Annotated in this window: 9 protein-coding genes and 1 pseudogene; all 10 read right to left on the bottom strand. The window is 63.5% G+C overall.

Annotated elements, in window-relative coordinates; translation table 11 throughout:
* Nucleotides 1-278 (bottom strand): annotated as a pseudogene (locus Y707_RS32100) (hypothetical protein); the annotation flags it as partial.
* Between the two features lie 70 nt (nucleotides 279-348).
* Nucleotides 349-1,629, bottom strand: coding sequence for a phosphopyruvate hydratase (gene eno, locus Y707_RS0105610; protein ID WP_026534347.1), 1,281 nt, complete (start codon nucleotides 1,627-1,629; stop codon nucleotides 349-351).
* 93 nt (nucleotides 1,630-1,722) lie between these two features.
* The gene (locus Y707_RS0105605; RefSeq protein WP_081744649.1) at nucleotides 1,723-2,313 is read right to left on the bottom strand and encodes a MazG nucleotide pyrophosphohydrolase domain-containing protein; all 591 of its coding nucleotides are present in this window, start codon (nucleotides 2,311-2,313) and stop codon (nucleotides 1,723-1,725) included.
* A 137-nt stretch (nucleotides 2,314-2,450) separates the two neighbouring features.
* Nucleotides 2,451-3,593: an adenosine deaminase gene (locus tag Y707_RS0105600; RefSeq protein WP_026534345.1), complete on the bottom strand. Its 1,143-nt coding sequence runs from the start codon at nucleotides 3,591-3,593 to the stop codon at nucleotides 2,451-2,453.
* An 18-nt stretch (nucleotides 3,594-3,611) separates the two neighbouring features.
* Complete coding sequence (locus tag Y707_RS0105595) at nucleotides 3,612-4,286, bottom strand: DedA family protein (RefSeq protein ID WP_253905068.1); 675 nt, start codon at nucleotides 4,284-4,286, stop codon at nucleotides 3,612-3,614.
* 315 nt (nucleotides 4,287-4,601) lie between these two features.
* Nucleotides 4,602-5,888, bottom strand: a complete 1,287-nt coding sequence (locus tag Y707_RS0105590) for a thymidine phosphorylase (protein ID WP_026534343.1) — start codon at nucleotides 5,886-5,888, stop codon at nucleotides 4,602-4,604.
* Nucleotides 5,885-6,355, bottom strand: a complete 471-nt coding sequence (locus Y707_RS0105585; RefSeq protein ID WP_081744642.1) for a cytidine deaminase — start codon at nucleotides 6,353-6,355, stop codon at nucleotides 5,885-5,887. The genes Y707_RS0105590 and Y707_RS0105585 overlap by 4 nt, the downstream gene beginning before the upstream one ends.
* A gap of 2 nt (nucleotides 6,356-6,357) precedes the next feature.
* Nucleotides 6,358-7,644, bottom strand: a complete 1,287-nt coding sequence (locus Y707_RS0105580; RefSeq protein WP_026534341.1) for an ABC transporter permease — start codon at nucleotides 7,642-7,644, stop codon at nucleotides 6,358-6,360.
* A complete protein-coding gene (locus tag Y707_RS23775) occupies nucleotides 7,641-9,002 on the bottom strand; it encodes an ABC transporter permease (RefSeq protein ID WP_081744641.1) in 1,362 nt (453 codons plus the stop codon). The genes Y707_RS0105580 and Y707_RS23775 overlap by 4 nt, the downstream gene beginning before the upstream one ends.
* Nucleotides 8,999-10,618 carry an ABC transporter ATP-binding protein gene (locus Y707_RS23770; protein ID WP_081744648.1) on the bottom strand — a complete coding sequence of 540 codons (1,620 nt, stop codon included), beginning with the start codon at nucleotides 10,616-10,618 and terminating at the stop codon, nucleotides 8,999-9,001. Before Y707_RS23770 ends, Y707_RS23775 begins: the two co-directional genes overlap by 4 nt.
* Between the last annotated feature and the right edge of the window lie 83 nt (nucleotides 10,619-10,701).

Here is a 10,701-nt window from a genome sequence, read left to right as displayed (position 1 = left end):
CTTTGCGCCCCGGCTGTGCCGGACTTGGACGAGGGCTTTACCCGCGCCCCCGACTCCGCTCCGGCACTTGGCTTCGAAGGATCCACAGTGGCGGAGAAACCGGGTTCGCTTTCATCCTTGCGGCCAAAGTCCGGCCGCAGCACGTCAGCACCCACGCCGGCTCCGCCGCTGGAGTCCGGACCCGCGCCGGAACCGCCGGTGCTCGTGACCGCGCCGGAGCCGCCGTCATTCCGGGCTGGTCTCCCAGCGCGCGGAACATTAGGGCGACGCGTGGACATGGCCCTCCTTGATGGGGCTCGGGTAAAACTCCTGCTGGCTACACACCACGATAGCGAGCAGGAGCCTCATCTACGCCGTGAAACGCGGGAAGGCGGACAATCCGGCATATCGGGCGGCGTCCATCAGCTCTTCTTCAATCCGCAGCAGGTGGTTGTACTTCGCCACCCGCTCCGACCGCGCCGGGGCACCGGTCTTGATCTGGCCCGCGTTGGTGGCCACACAGATGTCGGCGATCGTGGTGTCCTCGGTTTCGCCGGAACGGTGTGAGGTGATGGTCGTGTATCCGGCACGCTGGGCCATCGAAATCGCATCCAGTGTCTCACTGAGCGTGCCAATCTGGTTGACCTTGACCAGCAGCGAGTTTGCCGTCTTGGAGTCGATTCCGCGCTGCAGGCGCTCCGGATTGGTGACAAAAAGGTCGTCGCCCACGAGCTGGGTCTTGTCGCCGAGCGTCGCCGTCAGTGCGGCCCAGCCGTCCCAGTCGTCCTCGTCCAGCGGGTCCTCGATGGATACCAGCGGGTAGTCGCGGACGAGTTCCTCATAGTAGGAGGCCATTTCCTCCCGGGTGCGGGCCTTGCCCTCGAACTGGTAGGCGCCGTCGGAGAAGAATTCGCTTGCGGCAACGTCCAGGGCGAAGGCGATGTCCTTGCCCGGGGTAAAGCCGGCGCGCTCGATAGCCGTCGTGATCAGGTCCAGCGCCTCACGGTTGGAGGAAAGGTTCGGAGCGAAGCCGCCCTCGTCGCCCAGCCCGGTGGCCAGGCCCTTCTCCTTCAGGACGGACTTGAGGCTGTGGTACGTCTCCACACCCCAGCGCAGGCCCTCGGAGTAGCTCGGAGCACCCAGGGGCACGACCATGAATTCCTGGATGTCGACGTCGGAATCCGCATGCGAGCCACCATTGAGGATGTTCATCAGCGGAACCGGCAGCACGTGCGCGTTAGGTCCGCCAAGGTAGCGGTACAGCGGCAGTGCCGAGGATTCGGCGGCGGCACGGGCGACGGCGAGGGAGACGCCCAGCATCGCGTTGGCCCCGAGGTTCGACTTGTTGTCGGTGCCGTCCAGGTCGATCATGATCTGGTCCACGGTGCGCTGATCGGTGGCGTCATAGCCCTGTAGCGCCGGGCCGATCTGGTCCATCACTGCCTCAACGGCCTGCGTGACGCCCTTCCCCATGTACCGGTTCTTGTCGCCATCGCGGCGTTCGACTGCCTCGAACTGGCCGGTGGAGGCGCCGGAAGGAACGGCGGCGCGGCCGAACGTGTCGTCGTCGAGGAGGACCTCAACTTCAACGGTGGGATTGCCGCGGGAGTCGAGAATTTCACGTGCGTGGATGGCGTCAATAACGGCCATGGCGTAGCTCCTGTCGTAAGAAAACGTTGGTGGAACGGCGTCGAACCGGGTTCTGTCCCCAGCCTAGTTCAGTTTCGGCCGGCGCGGCATGCGTTACGCCCGACGCGTGCAGTCGGCCTGGAAGCGGACGACGGCGGCGCGAAGGGCGCGTTCGGCGTCCAGACCGTTGGCTGCAGCCTGTCCGACGACGTCGAGCAGGAAATCTCCCAGTTCAGCTTCGGTCCGGGGTTGCTGGCCGGGTCGCTCCGCCCAAGGTTTTGTCGGTTCAAGTCCCGCCCGGTCTGCACGCTTGAGCGTCTTGGCGGCGAACACGAGCGCCGGAAGGTGGTGCGGCACGCCGTCGAACGGTGAAGTCCGTTCCGGTTTCTCCTGCTTCTTCACCGCATGCCAGCGCTCGATTATCTCGTCCACCGTGGCCGGAAAACTCTCCTGCAACGTCCCGTCCGGCTGGAAGACATGTGGATTGCGCCGCACCATTTTGGCTGTCAGCGCTTCGACGACGTCGCGCATCGCGAAGCTGCCGGACTCCTCCGCCAGCCGCGCATGCAGCACAACCTGCAGCAGGACATCGCCAAGCTCTCCCTGCAGTTCCTCCGCCGGATGCCCGCCCTCGACCGCGTCGACCAGCTCGTACGTCTCCTCGATCAGGTACTCGACGAGCGATTCGTGCGTCAGCTCCCCCATCCAGGGACAGTGCTGCCGCAGCTCGGCGATGACTTCGAGGAGCCGCACGAAGGAGGCCTCCACACCATCGCGGGCACCCGGGCCGCCATGTCCCGCACCGGCAGGATCACCTGTAAACCCGGCCGACTGATCGCCGTTCACTGCTGGCTCTGGAATCCTTCGACGATGTAGTCGGCGAGTGCTTCGCGCTCCTCCAGCGGCAGGAACGCGGCCTCGACGGCATTGAGCGTGAGCCGCTGAATGTCGTCCAGATCGTAGTCGAAGGTTTCAACCAGCAACTCGAACTCATCGGTCAGCGTCGCACCACTCATCAGCCGGTTGTCCGGGTTGATGGTGACGTTGAAGCCGGTTTGGTACAGCAGATCGACGGGGTGCTCGGCGATGCTGTTGCCGAATTCAGCGACGGCTCCGGTCTGCAGGTTCGAGGAGGGGCAGACCTCGAGCGGAATGCTGCGGTCGCGGATCCAAGAGGCGAGGCGTCCCAGGGTGACCATACCGACGTCGCTCTCGTTGTCTTCGTCGGTGGTGAATTCGACGTCGATGTCTTCGGCAATGCGCACTCCATGGCCCAACCGGAGGGCGCGGGCGTTGATCAACGCGTCCTGGATGCTGTCCAAACCGGCCGCTTCTCCGGCGTGCGTGGTGACCGGGAACTGGTTCTCGGCCAGATAGGTGAAGGCCTCGGTGAAGCGCGACGGCGGGAATCCATCCTCCGCTCCGGCGATGTCGAACCCGACCGCGCCGGAGTCCCGGTGGCGGACGGCCAGTTCGGCGATTTCCATGCTGCGGTCGGCATGCCGCATGGCCGTGATCAGTTGCCCGACCTGGATGTGCCGCCCGGATGTTTCCACCGCGTCGACGCCGGCTTCGAGCCCTTCCTGGACTGCTTCGACAACCTCGTCCAGGCTCAGACCCTGCTGGAGATGCTGCTCAGGTGCCCAACGCACCTCACCGTAGATGACGCCGTCGTCGGCCAAGTCCTCCACGAATTCCCGCGCCACCCGGGCAAGTCCTTCCCGGGTCTGCATCACGGCGATGGTGTGGTCGAACGTCTCGAGGTAGCGCGGCAGAGAGCCGGAATCGGCGGAATCGCGGAACCACTCGCCGAGCGCAACCGCGTCGGTCGAGGGCAGTTCGTGTCCGGCCTCGGCGGCCAGTTCGATGATGGTCTGCGGTCGCAGTCCGCCGTCAAGGTGGTCATGCAGCGACACCTTCGGCAGGGACCGGATATCAAAGGTCAGATCGGATGCGGGCACGGCGTTCAATACTGGTTCAGTCACAGAAGCCACTGTAGTAGATCAGAGGCGGCTGGGCTCCGGGCGGGGCTTTGAGGTTTCGGCGCGGGGGGAGCTGCGGGCGGCCAGGAGCCGGCTGACCTGATCGACAATCAGGCCGATCGTCAGCGCGATACCGACGGCGAGTCCGACGCCGAGGAGCGCATTGTCCTTCACCCAGTGCCCGGCGAGGACCCCGATACCGACCGAGTAGAGCGACCAGGAGCAGCCCGCGATGACGGTAAACCAGAAGAACCGGGCGCGGCGGAAACCGGTGGCGCCGGCCGTCATGTTCACGGCAATCCGTCCGACGGGAATGTAGCGGGCAATCATGATCAGCATCGCCCCACGCTTGTCGAGTTTCGCTCCGGCCCAGGCGAACGAATCGGCCACCCGTGGCCGGCGCATCCACCGGAACCGGGTCGTGCCGATACTCCTGCCGATGGCGTACGCGGTGTTGTCCCCAATCACTGCCCCGGCCGCGGCGAGCAGGATGACCAGCCACAGGTTCGGCCCGCCGGAACTCATCGCAACCGCGGCGAGCGCGACCACGATTGTCTCGCTCGGGACCGGTGGGAAGAAGCCGTCGATAATGCACACGCCCAGCAGCAGAAAGTACACCCAGGGGGAACCGGCGGCGTCGAGGATGAATCCGTTGATGGCGTCGATCCATGCCGTGAAGTCTTCGATCGTTTCCATGCCGGTCCCCTGATTCGTTGTCTGCTACCTCAACGATCCCGTGCTCCGGCGCCGCCCACTATGGGGTGTACCCCTGATTGGTCCCGCATTTACAACGTAATTCCCGTGGGTGGTCCGGCGCATCAGTCCAGGGAGGACTCCCCGGCGGCGGATTTCTCAGACCAGAGGATGACGTCGTGGGGGGCGGCGGATCCGGGACCGGAGACTCAAGCAGGCCCGAAACCCGGCCGATGTCGGATCTGCTCCCGTTTGGGACAAATTGACCTGCGCGCGCAGGGTTAAATGTCACAAACGGGAGCAAACACATTTGCGGGTTCAGGAGATGCGGTCGATGATGAGCTGCTGGGCCGGACGTGCCCCTTCGGAGGCGATGACGACGGCGTCGGCCAGCGCGTCATGGGCCCGGGCAAACTTTTCCGGGGTGTCGGTCAAGAGGGTCATCAGTGGCTCGCCGGCACGGACCATCGCACCCGGCTTGGCATGCATCCGGACACCGGCGCCTGCCTGGACCACGTCCTCCTTGCGGGCACGTCCGGCTCCGAGCCGCCAGGCAGCGACGCCGACACTGAGCGCATCGAGTCCGACGAGCACGCCATCGGCGGGAGCGTAAATCATTTCCGACTCTTTCGCCACCGGCAGCGCCGCATCGAGGTCTCCACCCTGGGCGGAAATCATCCGCTTCCAGACGTCCATCGCCCGGCCATCCTGAAGTGCCGCAGCTGGATCGGCGTCGTGGATTCCGGCGCAGGCCAGCATTTCCTCTGCCAGCCTCACAGTCAGTTCGACGACGTCTTCCGGACCGCCGCCGGCGAGCACCTCGACGGATTCCGCCACTTCAATGGCGTTTCCAGCAGTCAGGCCCAGTGGCGTTTCCATATTGGTCAGCAGGGCCACGGTGTTGACGCCGGCGTCCTTGCCCAGCGCGACCATGGTCTCGGCGAGCTCGCGGGCGGACTCTTCATCCTTCATGAACGCCCCTGAACCGACCTTGACGTCGAGCACCAGCGAGCCGGTGCCTTCGGCGATCTTCTTGCTCATGATGGAGGAGGCAATCAGCGGTATGGATTCCACGGTCCCGGTGACGTCGCGGAGGGCGTAGAGTTTCTTGTCCGCCGGAGCCAACCCGGAGCCGGCAGCGCAAATGACAGCGCCGACGTCGGACAATTGGTTCATCATCTGCTCGTTCGACAGCGACGCCTGCCAGCCCGGAATGGATTCCAGCTTGTCAAGGGTTCCGCCGGTGTGGCCAAGCCCGCGGCCGGAGAGTTGTGGAACTGCGACGCCGAAGACGGCCACCAGGGCTGCGAGCGGCAGCGTGATCTTGTCGCCGACCCCGCCGGTGGAGTGCTTGTCCGCGGTGGCTTTTCCCAGTGCGGAGAAGTCCATCCGTTCGCCGGAGGCAATCATTGCCGCGGTCCAGCGGGAAATCTCCGGCCGGGACATCCCATTGAGCAGAATCGCCATGTTCAGGGCCGACATTTGCTCGTCCGCAATGATCCCGCGGGTGTAGGCGTCGATGGTCCAGTCGATTTGCTCGTCGCTGAGCGTGCCCTTGTCGCGTTTGGTCCGGATGATGTCGACGGCGTCGAAGTTGCCGCTCATAATGACCTTCCTTCGTCGAGGTCCTGTGGTCCGAAGGCATCCGGCAGGACCTCGTCCATGGTACGGATCCCGCTGACGGTGAGCAGCCGCATCTGTGGTGCACGGTGTTCGTAGAGCAGTTGGCGGCACCGTCCGCATGGCATCAGGATATTACCGTTTCCGTCGACGCAGGTGAAGGCTGCAATCCTTCCGCCGCCGGACATGTGCAGGGCGGAGACCAGCGAGCATTCCGCGCACAGGGTGAGGCCGTAGGAGGCGTTTTCCACGTTGGCGCCGGTGATCAGCCTTCCGTCGTCGGCCAGTGCAGCGGCGCCGACGGGGTACTTCGAGTACGGGACGTAGGCGTGCTGCATCGCTTCCCGGGCGGCATCGGTCAAAGCCTCCCAATCCACGTCAGCACCCGTGCCGTCGTTCCCGTCCGGAGCCGTTCCGTCCACAGAAGCGGACACGTCGTCGTCGTGCGCCATTGTCACCCCTTGATGTACGGCGTGCCATTGGCCGCCGGTGGTCTCGACCGTCCAACCAGCCCGGCGACGGCGACGATCGTCACCACGTACGGCAGCATGGCCAAAAACTCACCGGGCACCGGCGTGCCAAGAATGGACAGCACAAACCGGAGGTTGGTCGCGAAGCCGAAGAGGAGCGCGGCGAAGAACGCCCATACCGGATTCCACCGTCCGAAGATCATCGCCGCGAGGGCGATGTACCCCTGTCCGGCAGTCATGTCTGTGGTGAACTGGCTGACGGAAACGAGGGTATAGAAGGACCCGCCAAGACCGGCCACGGCGCCGCCGAGCATAACGTTGCGTGCGCGGGTGAAGTTAACCTTGATACCCAGGGTGTCGGCCGCCTTCGGGTGCTCCCCTACAGACCGGACGCGCAGCCCCCACTTGGTGTGGAAGAGGCCGATGTAGACGATGATCACGGCCGCGTACATCAGGTAGCCCACGATGGTCTGCCGGAACAGAATACCGCCGAGGATCGGGATGTGTTCCAAGACTGGAATTTGGATGACCGGCAACGACGGCGGTGAATTCCAGGTCTGCGAGTCACGGCTGAGCACGGTGGAGAACAGGAACCCTGTCAGCCCCGAGACCAGCACATTGAGCACAACGCCGACGATGATCTGGTTCACCAGATATTTGATGCTGAAGACCGCCAGCACCACGGACACCAGAACGCCTGCGACGGTGGCGGCCAGCATGCCTGCGTAGACGTTTCCGGAAATGGAAGCTGCCACGGCAGCGGCGAAGGCACCGGCCAGCAATTGGCCTTCGATGGCGATATTGATGACACCTACCCGCTCGCTCAACACGCCGGACAGGGACCCGAAGATCAGCGGGACAGCCAAGGTGACGGAGCCAGCGAGCAGCCCGACCAAGGAAACATCAGTGCGTTCCGCGCTGCCAACCACCCATACAAGGAATCCAATGACGAATACCACTGCATAAATGATCGGAAGCCATCGCGGATCCTTGCGTCCGCCCTTGATCTGCAGGAAGGAGAACACGGCGATGGCGGTCACGATCAGTGCACTCGCCCAGCCAACCGGCACGGTGGGAACCACCACGGGCGCAAGCTGAATTACGTCCCTGCCTGCTGAGATCCCGAAAGTAGCTGTGCCGCCGGGTGCGTTGAAGGCGAAGCCCGCCAGCGCGACGACGGCGAAAATCGCGTAAATGATGGGCGTCTTCCAACTCCGGACCGTATCGAGCTGGGGTGCCTGTCCCTGGGGTGATAACACTGGCGCGCTCACGCGGCACCTCCTGCCTTGACGGTCTCACGGGAGGACTTGCGCCGCGGCTTGCCCTTTCCGCCTTTGCCGTCCTCGTGGATCCTGAAGATCGCCCGCACCAGCGGAGGGGCGGCTATGAAGAGCACGATCAGCGACTGCACAACCAGCACGATGTCGATAGGGGTCCCGGTGAGGGTCTGCATGGTCACGCCTCCCGCGCGGAACGCGCCGAACAGCAGCCCGGCGAAGAATGTGCCCCATGGCGTGGATCTGCCCAGCAGCGCCACCGTGATGGCGTCGAATCCGAAGCTGGCAGCGACGCCGTCGGTCAATACGCCTTCGGTACCCGAGACCTGGGCAACGCCGGCCAGTCCCGACAGCGCGCCGGCAATGATCATCACCAATGTGTACCCCTTGGCGACGCTGATTCCGGCGGTCTTGGATGCGTGCGGGTTGGCGCCGACGGCACGGAACTCGAACCCGATGGTGGAGCGGTGCAGCAGCCACCAGACCAGCAGCGTGGCACCAATAGCAACGACAAAGCCCCAGTGCAGACGGAACCCGTCACCGAACAAACGTGGATACATCGCTGTCGCATCCAGCCGGGGCGAGATCGGTTGGGAGGAATCGGGGCGTTGGAATGATTCGGTGGTCAGCAGATATGCAAGAAGGTAGACGGCGATGTAATTCAGCATGATGGTCAGGATGACCTCGTGGGCGCCGGTCCGCGCTTTCAGCAGGCCCGCGATGCCTCCCCAAATCCCGCCACCTATAATGCCCGCCAGGATCACCAAGAGCAGGTGGATCCCCCACGGCAGATCCAAGGTGAATCCCACCCAGGCGGCCATAGTGGCACCGATGATGATCTGGCCCTGTGCGCCGATATTGAACAGCCCGGCCCGGAAAGCCAGTGCGACACCCAAGCCTGCGAGGATCAGGGGCGTGGAGACTGCCAGCGTCTCGGTGAAAGGAAAAATCATTCCCTGCAGATCACTGGCGCGCGGGTTGAAGATGGCCCCTTGGAACAGTGCCACGTAGGCGCTGGACGCCGCCTCCCAGGCGGCTACCAGCGTATCGGTCGGCCGCGCGAAGAAGTAAGTTGCCGCTTCGACCACGCGCTCGTTCGTGACTGCGATCAGGATGCCGCCCAGGAACAAGGACAGCACGATGGCGAGAATCGACACCAGAGAGCCACCATGGAAGATCTCTTTGAGCACCGACCGGCCGCGGTTCTCCGGTGGTTCCACCTCACCGCTCTGCGCGTCAGCGGGAACCGCTGGCAATGGTTCACGGCCTCCGGCAGTTCCCATCCCGGCCTTAGCCTCGTTTTCGTCCTGGCCGAAATCCTGGTCGCGCCGGCCGTCGTCGGAACGGCTCATTGGTCTCCTCCCCGCTCCTCGGTATGGCCTTCCCGTGCGGCCTTGTCACGTTCCTCAATGTGGGCGGGACCGCCCGTTTCCATCGGATGCTCGGAGTGCGGCTGCGCTTTGGCGTCCTCCTCAGACATGCCGGCCATCATCAGGCCCAGTACATCTCTGGAGGTTCCACCCGGAACGATGCCCATCAACTTGCCTTGGTACATCACCGCAATCCGGTCCGCCAGTTCGGCCACCTCGTCGAGTTCGGTGGACACGATTATCACCGGGGTGCCGTTGTCACGCTCGGTGATAATGCGTTTGTGCACAAATTCGATCGAGCCGACGTCGAGACCGCGGGTTGGCTGTGAAGCGATGAACAACTTCAGCGGCCGGGACAATTCGCGCGCCAGCACCACTTTCTGCTGATTTCCGCCAGACAACGTGCCGACCGCAGAATCAATTCCTGCAGTCCGGACGTCGAATTCATTCACCTTTTCGCGTGCGTGGTCGGCGATGACCTTCGGCTTCATGCCCAGTCCCGTGGCGTAAGGCGCCCGGTCATACATGTCCAAAACCATGTTTTCAGCAATGGTGAAGGGGCCGACCAATCCGTCCACGGTACGGTCCTCGGGAACAAATCCGACGCCGGCAGCCAGCACCTGCTTGACGGTCCGGCCCACAAGTTCCTTGCCCTCCAGTTTGATGGAGCCGGAGACATGGTCCTGCAGCCCGAGCACGGCTTCAGTGAGTTCCGTTTGCCCGTTGCCTTGCACGCCGGCGACAGCGAGGACCTCTCCCCGTGCGACGTCGAAGCTGACGCCGTTGACGACACGATAGCCATTTGCGGCGGTGACCTTCAAGTCTCTCACCTGGAAGGTTTTTTCCCCGGGTGTTGCCTCTTCCTTTTCCAGGTTGAGGCTCACGGACCGTCCCACCATGAGCGATGCCAGTTCGGTGGTGGATGCCGACGGCTCGGCGGTTCCCACCACCTTTCCGCGACGGATCACTGTGATCACGTCTGAGACTGCCTTGACCTCCCGCAGTTTGTGGGAAATGAAGACGATGGAAGTGCCGTTGGCTTTCAACTGGGCCATGATGTCGATCAGCTCATCGGTTTCCTGCGGCGTCAGCACCGCAGTGGGCTCATCGAGGATCAGTACCTCGGCATCACGGACCAGTGCCTTAATGATCTCCACCCGCTGCTGCACACCGACCGGCAAGTCTTCGACCAAGGCGTCCGGGTCGACGTGGAAGCCGTACCGGTCGGAAATCTCCCGGATTCGACGCCGGGTTTTCTCCAGGTCCAGCATTCCGCCGGCACGCGTCGCCTCATTACCGAGTGCAACGTTTTCGGCCACAGTAAAGACTGGGATCAACATGAAATGCTGATGCACCATGCCGATACCTGCCGCCATGGCATCGCCGGGGCCCTTAAAGGATACTTGCTTGCCATCGACCAGAATCCTGCCTTCAGTGGGGTGATACAGGCCGTACAGCACGTTCATCAGCGTCGACTTGCCTGCACCATTTTCACCCAGCAGCGAATGAATCTGTCCGGGTTCGACCACCAGGTCGATGTGGTCGTTGGCCACTAGGGAACCAAATCTTTTGGTAATTCCCTCTAGTTCGAGTTTCAAAACCCCAACCAATCTGTTTTTGCTATGAGTGAGTCGCGCCGGCATCGCGCCGCCGGCGGAGTACAGACAAAGCGCGCCGGCCC

Origin of the sequence: Arthrobacter sp. H14 (genome assembly GCF_000520495.1) — a bacterium.
Classification (GTDB): domain Bacteria; phylum Actinomycetota; class Actinomycetes; order Actinomycetales; family Micrococcaceae; genus Arthrobacter_C.
The sequence above is the reverse complement of the archived record's forward strand: the minus strand, read 5'-3'. Positions and strand labels throughout refer to the sequence as shown.